Origin of the sequence: Pseudomonas sp. TAE6080, assembly GCF_018732265.1 — a bacterium.
In the GTDB taxonomy this organism is placed as follows: domain Bacteria; phylum Pseudomonadota; class Gammaproteobacteria; order Pseudomonadales; family Pseudomonadaceae; genus Aquipseudomonas; species Aquipseudomonas brenneri.
Genome location: NZ_JAHIDY010000021.1, coordinates 85,246 through 107,411 on the forward strand (window position 1 = coordinate 85,246; position 22,166 = coordinate 107,411).

The following is a 22,166-nucleotide window of genomic DNA, read 5'->3' on the forward strand; positions in this document are numbered from 1 at the left end:
TGTTTCTTCAGCCAAGGTGCCAACCGTGAGCGCGAACAACCCTCTTTTGCAGTCCTACGACCTGCCGCCGTTCTCGGCGATCCGTGCCGAGCACGTCCAACCGGCGATCGAACAGATCCTGGCCGACAACCGGGTCGCCATCGACGGCATCCTGCAAAGCCAGGGAAAAAATCCGACCTGGGCCGGCCTGATCCTGGCCATGGATGAACTCAACGACCGCCTGGGCGCCGCCTGGAGCCCGGTCAGTCACCTCAATGCCGTGTGCAACAGCGCTGAACTGCGCGAAGCCTACGAGGCCTGCCTGCCGGCATTGAGCGCCTACTCTACCGAGATGGGCCAGAACCGCGAGCTGTTCCAGGCGTTCGAAGCCCTGGCCAACAGCCCCGAAGCCGCCGGTTTCGATGTGGCGCAAAAAACCATTCTGGAACACTCCCTGCGCGACTTCCGCCTGTCGGGTATCGACCTGCCGCCGGAACAGCAAAAGCGCTACGCCGAAGTGCAAAGCAAGCTTTCAGAGCTGGGCAGCAAGTTTTCCAACCAGTTGCTGGACGCCACGCAGGCCTGGACCAAACACGTTACCGACGAAGCGACCCTGGCCGGCCTGACCGATTCCGCCAAGGCGCAAATGGCTGCCGCAGCCCAGGCCAAAGAGCTGGATGGCTGGCTGATCACTTTGGAATTCCCCAGCTACTACGCGGTGATGACCTACGCCCAGGACCGCGCCCTGCGTGAGGAAATTTACGCCGCCTACTGCACTCGTGCGTCGGACCAGGGGCCGAATGCCGGTCAGAACGATAACGGCCCGGTGATGGAACAGATCCTCGACCTGCGTCAGGAACTGGCCCAACTGCTCGGCTTCGCCTCCTTCTCCGAGCTGAGCCTGGCCACCAAAATGGCCGAGTCCAGCGATCAGGTCCTGAGTTTCCTACGCGACCTGGCCAAGCGCAGCAAGCCGTTCGCCACCCAGGACCTGCAGCAGCTCAAGGCCTATGCCGCCGAACAGGGCTGCGCCGACCTGCAAAGCTGGGACAGCGGTTTCTACGGCGAAAAATTGCGCGAACAACGCTACAGCGTGTCCCAGGAGGCCCTGCGCGCCTACTTCCCGATCGACAAAGTGCTGGGCGGCCTGTTTGCCATCGTCCAGCGCCTGTACGGCATCGAGATCGCCGAGCAGAAAGGCTTCGACACCTGGCACCCGGATGTCCGCCTGTTTGAAATCAAGGAAAACGGCCAGCACGTCGGCCGCTTCTTCTTCGACCTGTACGCCCGCGCCAATAAGCGTGGTGGTGCCTGGATGGACGGCGCGCGCGACCGTCGCCGCACCGTTGACGGCGTGCTGCAAAGCCCGGTGGCCAACCTGGTGTGCAACTTCACGCCGGCCGACAGCGGCAAACCTGCCCTGCTGACCCACGATGAAGTCACTACCCTGTTCCACGAGTTCGGCCATGGCCTGCACCACCTGCTGACCCGCGTTGAACACGCGGGCGTGTCTGGCATCAACGGCGTGGCCTGGGATGCGGTGGAGCTGCCGAGCCAGTTCATGGAGAACTGGTGCTGGGAGCCGGAAGGCCTGGCACTGATCTCCGGCCATTATGAAAGCGGCGAAGCACTGCCTCAGGACCTGCTGGAGAAAATGCTCGCGGCGAAGAACTTCCAGTCCGGCCTGATGATGGTGCGCCAGCTGGAATTCTCGCTGTTCGACTTTGAACTGCATGCCACCCACGGCGATGGCCGCAGTGCGGCGCAGGTGCTTGAAGGCGTGCGTGACGAAGTCTCGGTGATGCGCCCTCCAGCCTACAACCGCTTCCCCAACAGTTTTGCGCACATCTTTGCCGGTGGTTACGCGGCGGGTTACTACAGCTACAAGTGGGCCGAAGTGCTGTCGGCGGATGCCTTCTCCAAGTTTGAAGAGGACGGTGTGCTCAACCCTGAAACCGGCCGTGCCTTCCGCGAGGCGATCCTGGCCCGTGGTGGTTCCCAGGCGCCGATGGTGCTGTTCGTCGACTTCCGCGGACGCGCACCGTCGATTGACGCACTCTTGCGCCACAGTGGCCTGAGTGAGGACGCGGCAGCATGAGTGACGGACCTGTGATCACCAAGAAGCAATTTATCGCCGGCGCCGTGTGCCCGGCGTGCAGCGAGCCGGACAAGTTGAAGATGTGGACCGAGGACAGCGTTCCGCATCGCGAATGCGTGGCCTGTGGCTATACCGACACGCTCAATGACCAGGGATTGTCGGTGCCCAAGGAGTTGGGTACTCGGGTTAACACCTCGGCGTTGAAAGTACCGGATGCCAAAGTGCAGGCGGTGCAGTTCTTTCCCAACCCCAAGTTGAAAAAACACTGATTGACTGAACCCCCCCATCGCCTTTCGCCCCTCTGCGGCGTAAGGCGATGTACATAGGTATTGCTTGGCCCGGATTGGTTTTTTTTAGACTTTCGAGTTCCACTCGAAGGACAAAAAGGAACGAACCCATGCTTGGCCACAACCCCTTGCTACAGACCGGTGACCTACCACTGTTCTCGCAGGTCCACACCGAACACCTCGCGCCGGCGGCACAGGCATTGATTGCCGGCAGCCGCCGGCAGGTGGACGAAATCCTGCAAACCCAAGCGCTATTCCCTACATGGGATGACTTGGTGCTGGCCATGAGTGATCTCTACGCCCGCCTCGATGCGGCCCAGCGCATAGTCATGGTGCTGGACTCTGTAGCCATCGATGATGACTGGAGGCGCGCCGCCAGCGACTTCCATGATCAGTTGAATACTTATAGAGCAGAACTGGCCGTCAGCCCGCAACTGCATGCTCTCTACGCAAGCCTTGGCGCCAGCCCGATAGCGCGGCTTTTCGACCCGTCGCGTCAACGCGTTCTGGAAAAAACCGTGGCGCGGTATAGAAGGTCAGGCGCCATGTTGCCGGCCACGTCCCGTGAACGTCTGGCTTACCTGACAGCGGTCAATCAGCAGCTTGAAGCCGACTTTTCCTACCAACTCATTCAAGCAACTGCTGCGTGGAGCAAGCATATCCAGGATGAGACATTGCTTGAGGGCGTGCCCGCCAGCCTCAAGTACTCGATGGCGGCCAAGGCCCGCGCGCAGGGATTGACCGGCTGGCTGGTCACATTGGAGGGTGAGACGGTCCGACGTTTGCTCGCGCAAGCCGCGAACCGGGGGCTACGCCAGGAGGTATGCAGTGCATTTTATAGTCGTGCTTCTGATATCGGTCCGCACGCGGGCTTGTACGATAACAGCGACCACCTGAGGGTGGTGATGGATGGGCGCCATGAGATCGCCAAACTATTGGGTTACGACAACTTTGCCCAGTTGGCGCTGGAAAACCAAATGGCTACGTCCACCGACCAAGTGCTGGCGTTTTTGCAAAAACAACTGGCAAGTGAGCAATCCACCTTTGCCAGTGACCTACTGCAACTCCAGGCAGTGGCCGCGAGCCATGGGGTCTTTGATCTGAAACTGTGGGACTACGCGTTCTTCGCGCAAAGGATTCGCCAGCAAGTTGCCGGTGTTTCTGCGCAACAGTTACGTGAGTATTTTACGTTGGATGACACGCTCTTTCGGTTGTGCGAACTCTTCCAGCAATTGTTTGGCGTGCAGTTCGTTGAGCGCACGGATTTTGATCGGTGGAGTGCGTCTGTTCGTCTGTTCGAGGTGCTGGAGTTCAACGAAGTCCTTGGCTATGTGTTCTTTGAACCATTTTTGCGCGCGGGGTCGGATGAGGCTCCAAACAGCTTTGCCTTGCGCGATCGGCACAAGGATGCCGAGGGTTTACTGACGCGTCCGAGCGTTGTCTTGCAGTGTAACTTCATGCAGGAGGAGCCTGGGCAACCCTATTTGCTTGACCACGCCCAACTGAGAGTTCTATTCCATGAGTTTGGGCACTGCTTGCAACAAGTACTGACAAACGCCGAGCACCGTGAGGTTTCGAGTTCTTCGGGATACGGGCGCGACACTTCGGAGTTTATTGGCGAGTTCCTTGAGCAGTGGTGCTTCCAGCCAGAAGTACTCACCTGGCTGTCCCGCCATCATCAGACGGGTGAGCGTCTGTCGGACGGCTTGGCGCACAGGCAAGTGAGCCATCTCTCCATTCAAACGTGCTGGGACACGGCTGAGTTATTGATGGCTGCCCTATTCGATTTCGAATTGCACAGGACCTGGGGCGACGGGCGCAGCATTGAGCAGGTATTCGATGATGCCGCCGTGCAAGTCGGGTATTTGACCGAGCTGTCCGGCCTGCGCCCGGTCAATCAGCTGACCCATATCATGCAAGGCTATGAGGCCAACCTTTATTCCTACCGGTGGTCCGGTGTCCTCGCAAAAGAAGCTTTTTCAAGGTTTCTGCGTGAGGGGGTGTTCAGCCCGCAAGCGGGGCGTGCTTTTCGGAAGACCGTATTGGCCCCAGGTAATTCGCGGCCATTGTGCGAGTCATTGCAGCTGTTTCTCGGTGTGACGCCGGGCATCTTGCTTCAGGGGCAGGAACCACCTGCTCATTAAGCCCTTGGTCAGCGCTGTGTGCTACTTATGGGTAATTTGTGGTTGAACCGATTCATCTGATGCTTAGGCTGCTATCATTTCGTAACTATTTATTACTGCCGCGTTCTATTTTCCAGGGTCCTTTTGGCCCAATTCGCTGCCCAAACCACAAGCCACTCCCAGAAGTGGCTAAAAAACCGTGACCACATGATGAGGTGCCACCATGTCTGATCAAGATCGAGACAACCCCCGGCGTGACTTTTTGCGCAAATCCTTGACCTTGATCCCGGTGGTCACGGTTGCCAGTACCGGCCTTGGCGGCTCGATGCTGATGGCCACGCCGGTGCCTGCCCAGGCCAGCCCGGCCAAGGCCCCCGCCAGTGAAAAGGCCTACGAGCCCAGCTACTTCACGGCTGAGGAATGGGCCTTCATCAACGCCGCCGTCGCGCGCTTGATTCCTGCCGATGCTCAAGGCCCAGGCGCCCTGGAGGCCGGCGCGCCGGAATACATCGACCGTCAGATGAACACCCCTTACGCCAGCGGTGCCCTGTGGTTCATGCAAGGCCCGTTCAATGCAGATGCGCCGCCCGAGATGGGCTGGCAGAGCAAACTGGTGCCCAAGGAGATTTATCGCCTGGGTATCGCTGCCACGGATTCCTGGTCGAAAGCGTTCAACGGTAAAGCATTTGCTGGGCAAGACAGCGCTACCCAGGATGATTTGCTGCGCCGCCTGGAGGCTGGCGGTGCCGAAAGCGGCGAGCATTTCGCGGCGGTACCGCCGAAGATTTTCTTCAACTTGTTGCTGCAAAACACCAAGGAAGGGTTCTTCTGCGACCCGATCCACGGCGGCAACAAAGGCATGGTCGGCTGGACCATGATCGGCTTCCCCGGCGCCCGCGCCGATTTCATGGATTGGGTTGAACGCAACGAGCAATACCCCTTCCCGGCTGTTTCCATCCGTGGCGAGAGGGCATAAACGTGGCGACCATCATGAAGAAAGTGGATGCAGTCATTGTCGGCTTCGGCTGGACCGGCGCGATCATGGCCAAGGAGTTGACCGAAGCGGGCTTGCACGTGGTAGCGCTGGAGCGCGGGCCGATGCAGGACACTTACCCGGACGGTAATTACCCGCAAGTGATCGATGAACTGACCTACAGCGTACGTAAGAAACTCTTCCAGGACGTCTCCAAGGAAACCGTGACCATTCGCCATAGCGTGAATGACATCGCCTTGCCCAACCGCCAGTTGGGCGCCTTTCTGCCGGGCAACGGCGTGGGCGGCGCGGGCCTGCACTGGTCGGGCGTGCATTTTCGGGTCGATCCCATCGAGCTGCGCATGCGCAGCCACTACGAAGAGCGCTACGGCAAAAACTTCATACCCAAGGACATGACCATCCAGGACTTCGGCGTCAGCTACGAAGAGCTGGAACCGTTCTTTGACTACGCCGAAAAAGTCTTCGGCACCTCCGGCCAGGCCTGGACCGTGAAAGGCCAGTTGGTGGGTGAAGGCAGGGGCGGTAACCCTTATGCGCCGGATCGTTCCAGCCATTTCCCACTGGAGGCGCAGAAAAATACCTACTCGGCGCAGCTGTTCCAGAAGGCCGCCGCCGACGTGGGCTACAAACCCTACAACCTGCCATCGGCCAATACTTCAGGGCCCTACACCAACCCCTACGGCGCGCAGATGGGGCCGTGCAATTTCTGCGGATTTTGCAGTGGCTATGTCTGCTACATGTACTCCAAGGCATCGCCCAACGTGAATATCCTGCCAGCGTTGCGCCAGGTGCCGAACTTTGAGCTGCGGCCCAATTCTCACGTGCTCAAGGTCAATCTCGACAGCACCAAGCGCAAGGCCACCGGCGTGACCTACATCGACGCCCAGGGCCGCGAGATCGAGCAACCGGCGGACCTGGTGATTCTCGGCGCCTTCCAGTTCCACAACGTGCGCCTGATGCTGCTCTCGGGCATCGGCAAGCCCTACGACCCGATCACGGGCGAAGGGGTGGTGGGCAAGAACTTCGCCTACCAGAACATGGCCACCATCAAGGCCTACTTCGACAAAGACGTGCACACCAATAACTTCATCGGCGCTGGCGGCAATGGCGTGGCGGTGGACGACTTCAACGCCGACAACTTCGATCATGGGCCTCACGGTTTCGTCGGCGGCTCGCCGATGTGGGTCAACCAGGCGGGCAGCCGGCCGATTGCCGGCACCTCCAACCCGCCGGGTACACCGGCCTGGGGCAGCGCGTGGAAGCGCGCCACGGCCGATTACTACACCCACCAGGTGTCGATGGACGCCCACGGTGCCCATCAATCCTACCGGGGCAACTACCTCGATCTGGACCCGGTGTACCGTGATGCCTACGGCCTGCCGCTGCTGCGCATGACCTTCGACTGGCAGGAAAACGACATCAAGATGAACCGCTTCATGGTCGAGAAAATGGGCAAGATCGCCGAAGCGATGAACCCCAAGGCGATTGCCGTGCTCGGCAAAAAAGTCGGCGAACACTTCAACACTGCGTCCTACCAGACCACCCACCTCAACGGCGGCGCGATCATGGGCACCGACCCGAAAACCAGTGCTGTGAACCGCTATTTGCAGTGCTGGGATGTGCCTAACGTGTTTGTGCCTGGAGCGTCCGCTTTCCCACAAGGGCTGGGCTACAACCCTACGGGCTTGGTGGCGGCGCTGACCTACTGGTCGGCCCGGGCGATTCGCGAGCAATACCTCAAGAACCCCGGCCCGCTGGTTCAGGCATAAGGAGCGACGACCATGAAAGCATTTGTTATCGCGACCCTGGCCCTGTTCAGCAGTTGCTCGGTGAGCGCCGCGCAAACGGATCTGATCAAACAAGGCGAATACCTGGCCCGCGCCGGCGACTGTGTGGCTTGCCACACCGCCAAGGGCGGCAAGCCGTTTGCCGGTGGCCTGCCGATGGAAACCCCGATCGGCGTGATCTACTCCACCAATATCACCCCGGATAAAACCGGCCTGGGGGACTACAGCTTTGAAGACTTCGACAAGGCCGTGCGCCACGGTGTCGCCAAAAACGGTAGTACGCTTTACCCGGCGATGCCCTACCCGTCTTACGCACGTGTCAGCGAAACCGATATGCAGGCGTTGTATGCGTACTTCATGAAAGGTGTGGAGCCGGTCGCCCAGCAGAACCAGGACAGCGATATTCCCTGGCCTCTGAGCATGCGTTGGCCGCTGGCCGCATGGCGCTGGATGTTCGCACCCGAGGTGGCGGGCTATCAGGCCCAGGCCGGTGCCGACCCGGTGATCAGCCGTGGCGCCTACCTGGTGGAAGGTCTCGGCCACTGTGGCGCCTGCCACACGCCTCGGGCCTTGACCATGCAGGAAAAGGCCCTGAGCGCGTCTGAAGGTGCGACGTTCCTGTCCGGCAGTGCGCCGTTGGAAGGCTGGATCGCCAAAAGCCTGCGCGGCGACCACAAGGACGGCCTGGGCAGTTGGAGCGAAGAGCAGCTGGTGCAATTCCTCAAGACCGGTCGCAGTGATCGCAGCGCAGTATTTGGCGGCATGAGTGATGTGGTCGTCCACAGCATGCAGTACATGTCGGAAACCGACCTGACGGCTATCGCCCGTTACCTCAAGAGCCTGCCGGCGGTGGACCCCGAGGATCAGCCGCACCAGTACGACAAACAGGTGGCCGAGGCGCTGTGGAAGGGCGATGACAGCCAGCCGGGCGCTGCGGTGTATATCGACAACTGCGCGGCCTGCCATCGTACCGATGGCCATGGCTACACCCGGGTGTTCCCGGCGCTGGCGGGCAACCCGGTGTTGCAGACGGCAGATGCCACGTCGCTGATCAACATTGTGTTGAATGGCGGCACCCTGCCGGCCACTCACGCCGCGCCTTCCACCTTCACGATGCCGGCGTTTGCCTGGCGGCTGTCGGATCAGGAAGTGGCGGATGTGGTCGGCTTCATTCGCGGCAGTTGGGGTAACCAGGGGGCGCCGGTCAAGGCCAGCGATGTGGCAGACCTGCGCAAAAACCACAGCGAGTGACGAGCAGGTCCTGATTTGGCGTTTGCCGCCCAATGGCACTGGTCAGATCCGCTGCGCCTCGATACTGTATATAAAAACAGTATCGAGGCGCTTTTATGTCCACTCCTCTGCCGCCGCGCGGGCGAGGCACCGCCACCAACCTGCACAATCGCTTCGCACCCACGGTGAGCGTGACCGAGGATGATGGCTGGTATCAGGAAGTCCCGCCGACCCAGGGCACCGAAGTGCGCATCGAGACGGCGAAGACCATCATCACCCGCAACACCTCGCCGGACCTGCCGTTCGACCGCTCGATCAACCCTTACCGGGGGTGTGAGCATGGGTGCATTTATTGCTATGCGCGGCCCAGCCACGCCTATTGGGACATGTCCCCGGGCCTGGATTTCGAAACCCGATTGATCGCCAAGACCAACGCCGCCGATGTGCTGGAGCAGCAACTGTCCAAGCCCGGCTATACCTGTGCACCGATCAACCTGGGCTCCAACACGGATCCATACCAGCCCATCGAGCGCGAGTACAAGATCACCCGGCAAATCCTGCAAGTGCTGTTGCGCTATCGCCACCCGGTGACCATCGTGACCAAGGGCTCGCTGATCCTGCGTGACCTTGACCTGCTCACGGAACTGGCGCGGCAGCGGCTGGTGGCGGTGATGATCAGCCTCACCAGCCTGGACGATGAGCTCAAGCGTATCCTGGAACCGCGCACGGCGGCGCCCAAGGCGCGCCTGCGGGCGATCCGGGTGATGCGTGAGGCGGGTATCCCGGTGGGCGTGCTGTGTTCGCCGATGATTCCAATGATCAACGACAGCGAACTGGAAAGCCTGCTGGCCGAGGCTCATGCTGCCGGCGCGCAGAGTGCGGCCTATATGATGCTGCGCCTGCCCCTTGAAGTGGCACCGTTGTTCGAGGAGTGGTTGGCGGCCCATTACCCGCAACGGGCGGCCCATGTGATGAGCCTGGTGCGCCAGGTGCGCGGTGGTGAAGTCTACGACAGCCGCTTCGGTGTACGCATGCGCGGCGAGGGGCCGTTTGCCGATCTGCTTGCACAACGATTTGCCAAGGCGATCAAGCGCTTGGGGCTCGATCGGCGGGAAGGGTACAACCTCGATTGCAGTGCATTCTGTCCACCCGGCAGGCAGCTGGCTTTGTTGTAGACTGACACAAATACGTGGCTGGCCCGGTGAGGGTGGTCGCGTTTTGACATCACTGAAACCCGCGAGATAGAGCGGTTCATTCAGTTTGAGTTAAGTTTCGGCAGCTACCTTGTTCATCGAGTGACCCATGGGTCGGCGCTACGAATCGTGCGTCGAGCTGAACTGCAAAACTCCCCTGCGCCAACAAGAGGATGAATCATGAGTGACAAGGATAAACAGCCGTTGGCTGCGTCGGCTTCAGCCCCTCACGAGGCGGAGTCCGCCGATGCAGCGCTGCAGCACATCGTTGATGGCTTTTTGCATTTCCATAACGAGGTCTTTCCCCAGCAGGAAGAACTCTTCAAGAAACTCGCCACGGCCCAGAGCCCACGAGCGATGTTTATCACCTGTGCCGATTCGCGCATTGTTCCCGAGCTGATCACCCACAGCTCCCCGGGCGACCTGTTCGTGACCCGTAACGTGGGCAACGTCGTACCGCCTTATGGGCAGATGAACGGCGGTGTTTCCACGGCCATCGAGTACGCGGTATTGGCCCTGGGCGTGCAGCACATCATCGTGTGCGGCCACTCCGATTGTGGCGCGATGCGGGCGGTGCTCAACCCCCAGAGCCTGGAAAAAATGCCCACGGTCAAAGCCTGGCTGCGCCACGCCGAAGTCGCCAAGACCATGGTCCAGGACAACTGCGACTGCGCCAACGAAGGCGAAAGCATGCAGGTGCTGACCGAAGAAAACGTCATCGCCCAACTGCAACATTTGCGCACCCACCCTTCCGTGGCCTCGCGCATGGCCAACGGCCATTTGTTTATCCATGGCTGGATCTACAACATCGAGACCAGCGAAATCAAAGCCTACGATGCTGACCAGGCCACGTTCCTGCCGTTGAACGGCATTGGGCCAATCCCTTCGGCGACGCCAAAAGCGCGCTTCTAACACATTCCCCTGCCGGGTAACGCGATGGCTGCCATGGATGCAGCCAGGCCTTGCCACGCCCGGCGAATGCCTCGGGAGAGTCATCATGCGTGCAGCTCAATTAAAAACAGTGCTGCCACGGGAGCTGTTGGCTTCGGTGGTGGTGTTTCTGGTGGCCTTGCCCTTGTGCATGGGGATCGCCATCGCATCGGGCATGCCACCGGCCAAGGGCCTGATCACCGGGATCATCGGTGGCCTGGTGGTGGGCTGGCTGGCCGGTTCACCCCTGCAAGTCAGCGGCCCGGCGGCCGGCCTGGCGGTGCTGGTGTTCGAACTGGTGCGCCAACACGGCATGCTCATGCTCGGGCCGATCCTGCTGCTGGCGGGCTTCCTGCAACTGGTGGCCGGGCGCCTGCGCCTGGGCTGCTGGTTCCGGGTGACGGCGCCGGCGGTGGTCTACGGCATGCTGGCGGGGATCGGGGTGCTGATTGTCCTGTCGCAAGTGCATGTGATGCTCGATGGCGCGCCCAAGCCGTCTGGGCTGGATAACCTTGCCGGCTTCCCCGCTGCAGTGGCCCAGGCTATTCCCAGCCTCGGTTGGCAAGCCGGTCTGCTGGGGTTGTCGACGATTCTGGTGATGTGGTTATGGGATAAATTTCGTCCGCAAACACTGCGCTTTGTCCCGGGTGCGTTGCTGGGTGTCGGCCTGGCGACGGCAGCCAGCCTGCTGCTGGCCTTGCAGGTCAAGCGCGTGGAAGTGCCGGAAAACCTCGCCGATGCCATCGACTGGCTCCGCCCCAGCGACCTGCTGAACCTGGCCGACCCCAACCTGTTGATCGCGGCTTTCGCGGTGGCCTTTATTGCCAGTGCCGAAACCTTGCTCTCGGCGGCGGCTGTGGATCGGATGCACAACGGCCAGCGTTCGGACTTCGACAAGGAATTGTCTGCCCAGGGTGTAGGCAACATGCTCTGCGGGCTGGTGGGCGCACTGCCCATGACCGGGGTGATCGTGCGCAGTTCGGCCAACGTCCAGGCGGGCGCTACCACGCGTCTGTCGGCGATGTTCCACGGCCTCTGGCTGCTGGCCTTCGTGCTGCTGCTGTCAAGCGTGCTGCAAAGCATTCCGGTGGCGAGCCTGGCGGGTGTGCTGGTGTACACGGGGATCAAGCTGGTGGATTTCAAGGCTTTCCGTGGGCTGGCGCGCTATGGTCGGATGCCGATGTTCACCTACGCTGCCACGGCCCTGGCGATCATCTTCACCGACTTGCTGACGGGTGTGCTGGTGGGCTTCGGCTTGACCCTGGTGAAACTGGCGTGGAAGGCTTCGCGCTTGAAAATCAGCCTGATCGACTTGCCCCAGGACGGTGAAATGGAGTTGCGGTTGATAGGCGCGGCGACCTTTCTCAAGGTGCCCGCATTGACCCAGGTACTGGCGACAGTGCCGGCGGGAAGCACCGTGCATGTGCCGCTCAATAACCTGAGCTATGTGGACCATTCGTGCCTGGAGTTGCTGGAGGAATGGGGGCGGGCCAATGCGGCCAAGGGCTCGAAGTTGGTGATCGAGGCGCGCGGGTTGAAGCGTCGGTTGGAAGGGCGGATACGCACCACGACCCGGATCGGCTCTGCCCCGCAGTTGGCTGACGAAACCGCATAAAAAAGTGGGAGGGGCTTGTGTGGGAGCCGGGCTTGCCCGCGATAGCATCACCGCGGTGTAACTGATGCACCCCGGTGCCTGCATCGCGGGCAAGCCCGGCTCCCACACAAACCCCTCCCACATTTGTTCTATGTCAGGCAGGAAAACTCAGGCCGGCTGATCCAGTTCCAACTCCACGCCCAACTGGCGTGACAGGCACGGCCAGCGCTTCCACGCGGCTTCTGTTGCCGGGCTTTTGAGTTGCTCGCGATAGGCTTCGACGGACTCCAGGGCGAAGCTCTCTTCATTGAGCATTTCATCCACCGCCAGGTGCACGGCCTCGTCCAGCTGATTGGCGAAATCTTCACCGATCAGTTGGTGGGCAATCACGTTGGCCACGGTGGTGTCCGCAGGAATCAACGGCTGGCCGAAGTGCTTGATATACAGATCGTTTACTTCTTCTACCAGGCGGTGGGCCAGGTAGGCCTCGTCCAGCAGGCCATTCAGGCCTTCATGAGCCGCCAGGATGGCGGGCGGCTGGAGAAAGAAATGCTCGGCGATTTTCAGCACCGGCTTGATCTGGCTTTCAATCCCGGCTTCCCGGGCCACGTCGTTGGCGGCATCCAGCAAGTCCGGGACCTGATCGATGTAGGCGGTGACGAAACGCGTCATCACGGCATTACGATCACCCTCGGCCAGGGAAATGGCCGAATGCAGGTGGGGTAACTGAGCGTCCAGTTGTTTAGCCAATTGGCCGGTGGAGGCTTCATGTTGATGGGCACGGGAAATCTGCTCGCGCAATGCGGCGGTGTTCATGAAAGCTCCAGGAATACGGGCGTAGGAAAGGGGATTGCATAAGGTAGCTCGTTTATACGAGCCCCTAAGACGCATTTGTCATAATTATTTCATGGTTATGCGCCGCTGTTATATCGAAATGCCATCGTTCGTCGGATAGGCCCTGAATATGCTGGCCGGCCAGCACCGTTCGTCTCTTTTTACTGATTTGCCCCCACACATTGCGGGGTCGCAGTCGCTGTCTATACTCGGGTTTGTACGTAATTAGCTGATGACGCCCGACTGCATTAGGCAGGCAAGGCTTGGCGGATGTAAGCAGTTTGGAAGCCGCCCCCTTGGCCGCAGGTGCAAACCGGCGGGATAACAAGAACGATAAGGGGAACCCGCAATGACGCGACATCCACATGTTTGGATGGGCTTACTCTTGTGGTCAGTATTCAGCCAGGCGCAGGCCGCCTGGACGGTGAATATGGCACCAGGGGCCACTGAAGTCAGTCACGCCGTGTTCGACCTGCACATGACCATTTTCTGGATCTGTGTGGTGATCGGCATCATCGTGTTTGGCGCCATGTTCTGGTCGATGATTATGCATCGACGCTCTACGGGCCAGGTGGCGGCCAAGTTCCACGAAAGTACCACGGTCGAGATTCTCTGGACCGTCGTGCCCCTGCTGATCCTCGTCGCCATGGCCATTCCGGCGACCAAGACCCTGATCAACATCTACGACAGCAGTGAGTCGGATATCGATATCCAGGTCACCGGCTATCAGTGGAAGTGGCACTACAAATACCTGGGCCAGGACGTCGAGTTCTTCAGCAACCTGGCCACCCCCGCCGAGCAGATCCAGAACAAGGCCACCAAGGGCGAACACTACCTGCTGGAAGTCGACCAGCCGCTGGTGCTGCCGGTGGGCGCCAAGGTGCGCTTTTTGGTGACCGCGGCCGACGTGATCCATTCCTGGTGGGTGCCAGCGTTTGCGGTCAAGCGCGATGCCATCCCCGGCTTCGTCAACGAGGCCTGGACCCGGGTCGAGAAGCCCGGCATCTACCGTGGCCAGTGCGCAGAACTGTGCGGCAAGGACCACGGGTTCATGCCCATCGTGGTCGAGGTCAAGTCCAAGGCCGACTACGAAACCTGGCTCGGCGAGCGCAAGGAAGAAGCCGCCAAGCTCAAGGAGCTGACCTCCAAAGAGTGGACACTTGAAGAGCTGGTGGCCCGTGGCGACAAGGTCTACCACACCACCTGCGTGGCCTGTCACCAGGCCGAAGGCCAGGGCCTGCCGCCGATGTTCCCGGCGCTCAAGGGCTCGAAAATCGCCACCGGACCTGCGGCAGATCACCTGAGCATCGTCTACCACGGCAAGCCCGGTACCGCGATGGCGGCCTTCGGCAAGCAGCTGTCGGAAGTCGACATTGCGGCGGTCGTGACCTACGAGCGCAACGCCTGGGGCAACAACAAAGGCGACATGGTCACGCCGAAAGACGTGCTGGCCATCAAACAGGCGGAAAGCAAATGAACCTCTTCATTGCGTATGCCCTGAACCGCCCCGCCCATCCGCTTGCAGGAGAACGGCCATGAGCACTGTGATCGACGACCACGGTCATGCCGCTGACCACGCCCACGGCCCCGCCAAGGGTTTGATGCGCTGGGTGCTGACCACCAACCACAAAGATATCGGAACCATGTACCTGTGGTTCAGCTTCGCCATGTTCCTGCTCGGCGGCTCGTTCGCCATGGTGATCCGGGCCGAGTTGTTCCAGCCAGGCTTGCAGATCGTCGAGCCGGCATTCTTCAACCAGATGACCACCATGCACGGCTTGATCATGGTATTTGGCGCGGTGATGCCAGCGTTTGTCGGCCTGGCCAACTGGATGATCCCGCTGATGATCGGCGCGCCGGACATGGCTTTGCCGCGCATGAACAACTTCAGCTTCTGGCTGCTGCCGGCGGCGTTCCTGCTGCTGGTCTCAACCCTGTTTTCCCCGGGCGGCGGGCCGAATTTCGGCTGGACCTTCTACGCCCCGCTCTCCACCACCTATGCCCCGGAAAGCGTGACGTTCTTTATCTTCGCCATCCACCTGATGGGGATCAGCTCGATCATGGGCGCGATCAACGTGGTCGCTACCATCCTCAACCTGCGTGCCCCAGGCATGACCCTGATGAAGATGCCGCTGTTTGTCTGGACCTGGCTGATCACCGCGTTCCTGCTGATCGCGGTGATGCCGGTACTGGCCGGCTGCGTGACCATGATGCTGATGGATATCCACTTCGGCACCAGCTTCTTCAGCGCTGCCGGTGGTGGTGACCCGGTGTTGTTCCAGCATGTGTTCTGGTTCTTCGGCCACCCCGAGGTGTACATCATGATCCTGCCGGCCTTCGGTGCCGTCAGCTCGATCATCCCGACCTTCTCGCGCAAGCCGCTGTTTGGCTACACCTCGATGGTCTACGCCACCGCAAGCATCGCGTTCCTGTCGTTTATCGTGTGGGCGCACCACATGTTCGTGGTGGGCATTCCGCTGGTGGGCGAGTTGTTCTTCATGTACGCCACGTTGCTGATCGCCGTGCCCACCGGGGTCAAGGTGTTCAACTGGGTCAGCACCATGTGGCAAGGTTCGCTGACCTTCGAGACGCCCATGCTGTTTGCCGTGGCCTTCGTGATCCTGTTCACGATCGGCGGCTTTTCCGGGCTGATGCTGGCCATCGCCCCGGCGGATTTCCAGTATCACGACACCTACTTTGTGGTGGCGCACTTCCATTACGTACTGGTGCCTGGGGCGATCTTCGGGATCTTCGCCTCGGCCTACTACTGGCTGCCAAAATGGACCGGCCACATGTACGACGAAACCCTGGGCAAGTTGCATTTCTGGCTGTCGTTCGTGGGGATGAACATGGCGTTCTTCCCGATGCACTTCGTCGGGCTGGCCGGCATGCCGCGCCGGGTGCCGGACTACAACCTGCAGTTCGCCGACTTCAATATGGTGTCGTCGATTGGCGCCTTCATGTTCGGCGCCACGCAGATTTTCTTCCTGTTTATCGTGATCAAGTGCATCCGTGGCGGCAAGCCCGCGCCGGCCAAGCCGTGGGAGGGTGCCGAAGGGCTGGAGTGGAGCATTCCTTCGCCGGCGCCGTACCACACCTTCACCACGCCGCCGGAGGTCAAATGAACAGCGGGTCTGTAGGAGCGAGATTGCTCGCGAAGGGCGTGAACGATAACGCGGGTTGCCTGGATAAACGCGGCGCGCTGTGGTTTTTCGCGAGCAAGCTCGCTCCTACAGAACCGTCACGCGGGGGTGGGCGCCATGGCTGATTCCGTGCCCCTCAACCGCCTGGTCACACGCCTGCTGATCCTGGTGCTGGCGATGTTCGCCTTCGGCTTTGCCCTGGTGCCGATCTACGACGTGATGTGCAAGGCCTTCGGCATCAACGGCAAGACCGCCGGGCAGTACGAAGGCTCGCAAGTGGTCGATCCGTCGCGCCAGGTGCGGGTGCAGTTCCTGTCGACCAATGCCATCGATATGGTCTGGGAATTCCACTCCAAGGCCGACGAAATCGTGGTCAATCCTGGCGCGGTCAACGAGATGGTGTTCGTGGCCTTCAATCCCAGCGACAAGCCGATGACGGCCCAGGCGATCCCGAGTATTTCCCCGGCCGAAGCGGCGATGTACTTCCACAAGACCGAGTGTTTTTGCTTCACCCAGCAAGTGCTGCAGCCGGGGGAGCGCATCGAGATGCCGGTGCGCTTCATTGTCGATCGCGACATGCCCAAGGATGTGAAGCATTTGACCCTGGCGTACACGCTGTTCGATATCACTGCGCGCCAACCGCCCGTGGCTGTCCATACCGGCGGCTAGGCGCGCCTGCGGGCTCGATTAGGAGAACGGATACATGTCGACTCATGATACGTACTACGTACCGGCGCAAAGCAAGTGGCCAATAATTGCCACGTTTGGGCTGCTGATCACCGTGTATGGCCTGGGGTTGTGGTTCAACGACCTCAAGGCTGCACGCCCGGAATCCCACGGGCCGCTGATCTTTTTCGTCGGCAGCTTGTTGCTGGCCTACATGATGTTTGGCTGGTTTGGCGCAGTGATCAAGGAAAGCCGCGCCGGCCTCTACAGCGCGCAGATGGACCGCTCGTTCCGCTGGGGCATGACCTGGTTCATCTTTTCCGAGGTGATGTTCTTTATCGCGTTCTTTGGCGCGCTGTTCTATGTGCGGCATCTGTCGGCGCCATGGTTGGCCGGTGAAGGCTCCAAGGGCATCGCGCACATGCTGTGGCCGAATTTCGAGTTCGCCTGGCCGTTGCTCAACAACCCGGACCCCAAGCTGTTTCCGGCGCCTGAAGGCACTATCAGCCCGTGGGGCTTGCCGCTGGTCAACACCATCTTGCTGGTGAGTTCCAGCGTGACCATCACCATCGCCCACCACGCCCTGCGCAAGGGGCATCGCGGCGCGCTGAAAATCTGGTTGGCGCTCACCGTGCTGCTGGGGGTGGCGTTCCTCGGGTTCCAGGCCGAGGAATATATCCACGCCTATAAAGAGCTCGGCCTGACCCTGGGCTCCGGGGTGTATGGCGCGACCTTCTTCATGTTGACCGGGTTCCACGGCGCCCACGTGACCATCGGCACGATCATTTTGTTCGTGATGCTGATGCGCATCCTCAAGGGGCACTTCAATGCCGAGCATCAGTTCGGCTTTGAGGCGGCCAGTTGGTATTGGCACTTTGTGGATGTGGTGTGGATCGGTTTGTTTTTCTTCGTCTACGTGCTGTAGCGGGTTTACCAGGGCGCGTGGGACACCAACTGGCCGCTGAAGAACCCCCAGGTGATCAGCACCAGGGTTATCACGGCCAGCACCACGCGCACGGTCAAGGCAGTGACAAGGCGATTGGAGTGGCCTTCGTCCTTGACCAGAAAGAACAAGCCACTGAACAGGCTCACAACGGTAGCGATCAGCATCAGGGCAATAGCGGCTTTGAGCATGGTCAGGCTCCAGGGCTCTTTTTTTGAGGGGCGGGCAATGAGATTCAGTATAGCCAGCGCAGCACTCACCTTCGCGGCAACGCCATGAAACGCTTTCGCCCCGGGATTGCGCCGACGCTGGTGGTGCTCGTGCTGCTGCCGTTGATGGTGTTCCTGGGTTTCTGGCAACTGTCCCGTGGCCAGGAAAAACAGGCGCTGCTCCAGAGTTACGCCGAGCGCCGGGCGGCGGTGCCTATCAGTGCTGAGCAGTTGGATGCGGTGGCTGATCCGGCCTTTCGCCGGGTGCAGTTGCGCGGGCAGTTCGACGCCAGGCACAGCGTATTGCTGGATAACCGCATGCGTGACGGCAAGGCCGGTGTCGAGTTGCTGCAACCCTTTCATGACCAGGCCAGCGGCCAGTGGCTGTTGCTCAATCGCGGCTGGCTGGCGTGGCCGGATCGACGCACGCCGCCGGCCTTCACCACGCCCGACCAGCCTTTGAACATCAACGCCTGGGTGTATGTCGCGCCGGGCGAGACGTTCCAGTTGCATGCTGACCCGGCAGCCGCGCAATGGCCGCGCTTGTTGACGGCGCTGCATCCACAGGCGCTTTGGGCTGAGTTGGACCGTGGTGGGTTTGCCTTTGAACTGCGGGCCGAAGCCGGCCCCGCGACCTATGAAACCCAGTGGCCGGTAGTGGCCATGGGGCCGGAAAAACACCTGGGGTATGCCGTGCAGTGGTTCGCCATGGCGCTGGCGCTGCTGGGCCTTTACCTCTACCTCGGATGGCACAACGCAAGGGAGAAGCACCATGGGAGCGGCCATGAATCCACTCAACATGTCTGATACGCCAGCAGCGCCCAACCGGCGCAAGGGGCGCTGGCAATTGATCCTGATCCTGATGATGGTGATCGGCCCGATGGTGCTGGCGACCCTGATGTACAAGTGGCAGTTCTGGGTGCCGGACAATCGCAGTGATCACGGCGAGATGATCGGCAATGGCCAGACCCGTGCCGATATCGGTGTGCAGGCTGACGAGGACCGCTGGCAGCTGTTGGTGACGGCGCCTGCGGCCTGCGCCGCCGATTGCCAGCAATTGGTCTACCTCGCGCGCCAACTGCAGATCGGCCTGGGCCGTGATGCGTCCCGCGCCAGCCATGCCCTGGCCAGTGCGCAGCCTCTCAGTGCCGAATACGAGACCAAGCTGAAAGCCGAATACCCGCAATTACAGCGTTTCCCCCTGGACCTGCCGACCTTCAAGCAAAACGCTGCCGCGCCCGGCGATGCCCAGCTGTGGATCGTCGACCCCCACGGCAACCTGGTGCTGCGCTACGACGCGCGGGTCAAGGGCAAGGACTTGCTCAACGACCTGCGCCACCTGCTGAAACTGTCGAATATCGGATAAGGGCATCGTCATGGCCAAACCTGGATTTCGCCTCGCGTTGTTTGCCACGTTGCTGGCGCTGATTGTCGTGCTGCTTGGCGCCTACACCCGCCTGACCCATGCCGGCCTCGGTTGTCCGGATTGGCCGGGCTGCTACGGCTTTATCAGCGTGCCTAAAAGCGAGGCCCAGTTGGCTCATGCCGAGTTGCATTTCCCGGACACGCCGGTGGAGGCCGACAAAGGCTGGAACGAGATGATCCACCGCTATGCGGCGGGCACCCTGGGGCTGCTGATCGCGTTGCTGGCCACCCGCGCCTGGACCCATCGCCGGCATCCGGGGCAGCCCTTGAAGCTGCCGCTGTTCCTGCTGGCGGTGGTCTTCGCTCAGGCGGCCTTTGGCATGTGGACGGTGACGCTCAAGCTCTGGCCGCAGGTGGTCACCGGGCATTTGCTGGGTGGGTTTGCGACGTTGAGCCTGCTGTTTTTGCTGACCCTGCGTTTGTCCGGGGTGTTGCCGGCGCTGATCGTACCCAGGCGCTTGCAGTACTGGGCCACGGCTGGCCTGGTGTTGGTGATCGGGCAGGTGGCCCTGGGTGGTTGGGTCAGCTCCAACTATGCGGCGGTGGCCTGTATCGACTTGCCGACCTGTCATGGGGAGTGGTGGCCGGCGGCGGACTTTGCCAATGGCTTTCACCTGACCCAGCATATCGGCCCCAATTATCTGGGCGGGCAACTGGACAGCGACGCGCGCACGGCGATTCACCTGACCCATCGCATGGGCGCGCTGGCGGTCACCGTGGTGCTGCTGGGGCTGGCCTGGCAGCTCAAGGCGGTGGGCATGACGCGCCTTGCCGGGTTGCTGCTGGTGGCGCTCGCGGTACAGATCGGCCTGGGCCTGAGCAATGTGTACTTTCATTTGCCGCTGCCGGTGGCAGTCGCCCATAACGCCGGCGGTGCTGCGTTGTTGCTAACCCTGGTTTTGGTCAATTACCACGCCCGTACCAGCCTGGTCCGGGTCCGCCATCAAGTGCCGTTCGGTTGGCGCTTCAGCCCGCGTAAACACGTTTCGGGCCTGATCACCCTTAAAGGAGAGATGCCATGGCGACCTTGATTGGCGAGCGTCACAGCCAGGCGATCTGGCGTGACTATTTGGAGCTGACCAAGCCCAAGGTGGTGGTGCTGATGCTCATCACCTCGCTGGTGGGCATGTTTCTCGCCACCCGCGCCGGTGTGCCGTGGACGGTGCTGGTCTTCGGCAACCTGGGGATTGCCCTGTGTGCCGGTGGCGCGGCGGCGGTCAACCATGTGGTGGATCGACGGATTGACGCGGTCATGGCGCGCACCCATAAGCGGCCCCTGGCTGAGGGGCGGGTTTCGCCGGCCGCCGCGCTGACCTTTGCCCTGGCGCTGGCCGTGGCCGGGCTGGCGTTGCTGCTGGCGTTTACCAACCCATTGGCGGCCTGGCTGACGCTGGCTTCGTTGCTGGGCTACGCGGTGATCTATACCGGCTTTCTCAAGCGCGCGACGCCGCAGAACATCGTGATCGGCGGCCTGGCTGGCGCCGCGCCGCCTTTGCTCGGGTGGGTGGCGGTCACCGGCCATGTCAGCGCCGAGCCACTGTTGCTGGTATTGATCATCTTCGCCTGGACCCCGCCGCACTTCTGGGCCCTGGCCATTCATCGCAAGGAGGAATACGCCAAGGCCGATATCCCGATGCTGCCGGTGACCCACGGCGAGCACTACACCAAAGTGCATATCCTGCTCTACACCTGCGCGTTGCTGGCAGTGAGCCTGATGCCCTATGTGATCCATATGAGCGGGCTGTTGTACCTCGGTTGTGCACTGGTTCTGGGCGCGCGCTTTCTGCAATGGGCCTGGGTGCTGTACCGTGGCAGTCGGCCGCACGCGGCGATCAATACCTTCAAGTACTCTATCTGGTACCTGTTCCTGCTATTTATCGCCCTGCTCGTAGACCACTACTTATTGTTGAACCTATGACTCGAACTCAAAAAACTGTCTTTATCCTGGTGGCCCTGGTGGCGTTGATCATGGGCCTGACCGTCAACAAAGTACTGTCCGGCAAGGGCCAGGGCGACCCGACGGCGCTGGTCGACGCAGGCATTATCCTGTTGCCGCAAAGCCGCCAACTGCCGCCCGTGACCATGACCAACCAGGACGGCCAGCCAGTGCTGGTCAATGAGTTGAAGGGCAAGTGGAGTGTGCTGTTCTTCGGTTATACCTTCTGCCCGGACATCTGCCCGACCACCCTCGCCCAGCTGCGCCAGATCAAGAGCGAGCTGCCCAAGGACGTGGTGGATAAGCTGCAGGTGATCCTGGTCAGCGTTGATCCGCATCGCGATACCCCGACGCAGCTCAAGCAATACCTGGGCTACTTCGATCCGCAATTTGCAGGCCTGACCGGCGCGAATGTGGAGGATGTGCAGAAGGTGTCGAATGCGGTGAGCATTCCGTTCATTCCGGCCGATACCAGCAAGCCGAACTATACGGTCGACCATAGCGGCAACCTGGCGCTGATCGGTCCGGACGGCACCCAGCGTGGGTTTATCCGTGCGCCTTTGAATAACCAGAAGCTGGTAGCGCAGTTGCCGGGGTTGTTGCAGCGCAACTAGTTCTGGAGCAAATCCAGCCGACAACACAGATCAACTGTGGGAGCTGGCTTGCCTGCGATAGCGTCAGGTCAGCCAGCCTTTTGGTCGCTGATCCACCGCTATCGCAGGCAAGCCAGCTCCCACATTCGTGGACTGCCCCCGAAAAGTTGGACAGTTTCAGCTAGCAGCCTCAGCAGCATGA

20 protein-coding genes are annotated in these 22,166 nt (G+C 60.9%); 18 read left to right on the forward strand and 2 right to left on the reverse strand.

What is annotated here, in order from left to right:
• Window positions 1–25 precede the first annotated feature (25 nt).
• From prlC to KL786_RS17035, 9 genes are all read left to right on the forward strand, one after another.
• The gene (prlC, locus tag KL786_RS16995) at window positions 26–2,077 is read left to right on the forward strand and encodes an oligopeptidase A (protein ID WP_215518357.1); all 2,052 of its coding nucleotides are present in this window, start codon (window positions 26–28) and stop codon (window positions 2,075–2,077) included.
• Window positions 2,074–2,346, forward strand: a complete 273-nt coding sequence (locus tag KL786_RS17000) for a YheV family putative zinc ribbon protein (protein WP_154843282.1) — start codon at window positions 2,074–2,076, stop codon at window positions 2,344–2,346. The genes prlC and KL786_RS17000 overlap by 4 nt, the downstream gene beginning before the upstream one ends.
• A 128-nt stretch (window positions 2,347–2,474) precedes the next feature.
• Window positions 2,475–4,508, forward strand: a complete 2,034-nt coding sequence (locus KL786_RS17005) for a M3 family metallopeptidase (RefSeq protein ID WP_215518358.1) — start codon at window positions 2,475–2,477, stop codon at window positions 4,506–4,508.
• 202 nt (window positions 4,509–4,710) lie between these two features.
• Window positions 4,711–5,463 (forward strand): gluconate 2-dehydrogenase subunit 3 family protein, encoded by a 753-nt coding sequence (locus KL786_RS17010; RefSeq protein WP_215518359.1) that lies wholly within the window; start codon window positions 4,711–4,713, stop codon window positions 5,461–5,463.
• Window positions 5,464–5,465: 2 nt separating this feature from the next.
• On the forward strand, window positions 5,466–7,250 hold the full coding sequence (locus KL786_RS17015; protein WP_215518360.1) for a GMC family oxidoreductase: 1,785 nt from the start codon (window positions 5,466–5,468) through the stop codon (window positions 7,248–7,250).
• 12 nt (window positions 7,251–7,262) lie between these two features.
• On the forward strand, window positions 7,263–8,519 hold the full coding sequence (locus KL786_RS17020) for a cytochrome c (protein WP_215518361.1): 1,257 nt from the start codon (window positions 7,263–7,265) through the stop codon (window positions 8,517–8,519).
• 95 nt (window positions 8,520–8,614) lie between these two features.
• Complete coding sequence (locus KL786_RS17025; protein WP_215518362.1) at window positions 8,615–9,673, forward strand: PA0069 family radical SAM protein; 1,059 nt, start codon at window positions 8,615–8,617, stop codon at window positions 9,671–9,673.
• 198 nt (window positions 9,674–9,871) lie between these two features.
• The gene (locus KL786_RS17030; protein WP_215518363.1) at window positions 9,872–10,603 is read left to right on the forward strand and encodes a carbonic anhydrase; all 732 of its coding nucleotides are present in this window, start codon (window positions 9,872–9,874) and stop codon (window positions 10,601–10,603) included.
• An 85-nt stretch (window positions 10,604–10,688) separates the two neighbouring features.
• Window positions 10,689–12,236, forward strand: coding sequence for a SulP family inorganic anion transporter (locus tag KL786_RS17035; protein ID WP_215518364.1), 1,548 nt, complete (start codon window positions 10,689–10,691; stop codon window positions 12,234–12,236).
• A 147-nt stretch (window positions 12,237–12,383) separates the two neighbouring features.
• On the opposite strand, the gene KL786_RS17040 is transcribed toward KL786_RS17035, so the two are convergent.
• On the reverse strand, window positions 12,384–13,031 hold the full coding sequence (locus KL786_RS17040) for a hypothetical protein (protein WP_032862631.1): 648 nt from the start codon (window positions 13,029–13,031) through the stop codon (window positions 12,384–12,386).
• Window positions 13,032–13,398: 367 nt separating this feature from the next.
• On the opposite strand from KL786_RS17040, the gene coxB reads away from it, so the two are divergent.
• From coxB to KL786_RS17060, 4 genes are all read left to right on the forward strand, one after another.
• Window positions 13,399–14,526 (forward strand): cytochrome c oxidase subunit II, encoded by a 1,128-nt coding sequence (gene coxB, locus KL786_RS17045; protein ID WP_215518365.1) that lies wholly within the window; start codon window positions 13,399–13,401, stop codon window positions 14,524–14,526.
• A 58-nt stretch (window positions 14,527–14,584) separates the two neighbouring features.
• The gene (gene ctaD, locus KL786_RS17050; RefSeq protein WP_215518366.1) at window positions 14,585–16,174 is read left to right on the forward strand and encodes a cytochrome c oxidase subunit I; all 1,590 of its coding nucleotides are present in this window, start codon (window positions 14,585–14,587) and stop codon (window positions 16,172–16,174) included.
• Window positions 16,175–16,309: 135 nt separating this feature from the next.
• Window positions 16,310–16,861: a cytochrome c oxidase assembly protein gene (locus KL786_RS17055; protein WP_029290315.1), complete on the forward strand. Its 552-nt coding sequence runs from the start codon at window positions 16,310–16,312 to the stop codon at window positions 16,859–16,861.
• Window positions 16,862–16,895: 34 nt separating this feature from the next.
• On the forward strand, window positions 16,896–17,783 hold the full coding sequence (locus KL786_RS17060; protein ID WP_032862634.1) for a cytochrome c oxidase subunit 3: 888 nt from the start codon (window positions 16,896–16,898) through the stop codon (window positions 17,781–17,783).
• Between the two features lie 5 nt (window positions 17,784–17,788).
• On the opposite strand, the gene KL786_RS17065 is transcribed toward KL786_RS17060, so the two are convergent.
• Window positions 17,789–17,992, reverse strand: a complete 204-nt coding sequence (locus KL786_RS17065; RefSeq protein ID WP_065942460.1) for a twin transmembrane helix small protein — start codon at window positions 17,990–17,992, stop codon at window positions 17,789–17,791.
• An 84-nt stretch (window positions 17,993–18,076) separates the two neighbouring features.
• Between KL786_RS17065 and KL786_RS17070 the strand changes: the two genes are divergently transcribed.
• From KL786_RS17070 to KL786_RS17090, 5 genes are read left to right on the forward strand one after another with little or no spacing between them, the layout of a single operon-like run.
• Window positions 18,077–18,817: an SURF1 family protein gene (locus tag KL786_RS17070; RefSeq protein ID WP_215518367.1), complete on the forward strand. Its 741-nt coding sequence runs from the start codon at window positions 18,077–18,079 to the stop codon at window positions 18,815–18,817.
• A complete protein-coding gene (locus tag KL786_RS17075; RefSeq protein WP_215518368.1) occupies window positions 18,783–19,376 on the forward strand; it encodes a PA_0111/PP_0108 family redox-active disulfide protein in 594 nt (197 codons plus the stop codon). The genes KL786_RS17070 and KL786_RS17075 overlap by 35 nt, the downstream gene beginning before the upstream one ends.
• Window positions 19,377–19,386: 10 nt before the next feature.
• The gene (locus KL786_RS17080) at window positions 19,387–20,466 is read left to right on the forward strand and encodes a COX15/CtaA family protein (RefSeq protein WP_215518369.1); all 1,080 of its coding nucleotides are present in this window, start codon (window positions 19,387–19,389) and stop codon (window positions 20,464–20,466) included.
• Window positions 20,454–21,353 (forward strand): heme o synthase, encoded by a 900-nt coding sequence (cyoE, locus tag KL786_RS17085; protein WP_215518370.1) that lies wholly within the window; start codon window positions 20,454–20,456, stop codon window positions 21,351–21,353. Before KL786_RS17080 ends, cyoE begins: the two co-directional genes overlap by 13 nt.
• Entirely contained in the window at window positions 21,350–21,985 is a 636-nt protein-coding gene (locus KL786_RS17090) for an SCO family protein (protein WP_215518371.1), read from the forward strand. The genes cyoE and KL786_RS17090 overlap by 4 nt, the downstream gene beginning before the upstream one ends.
• Window positions 21,986–22,166 lie beyond the last annotated feature (181 nt).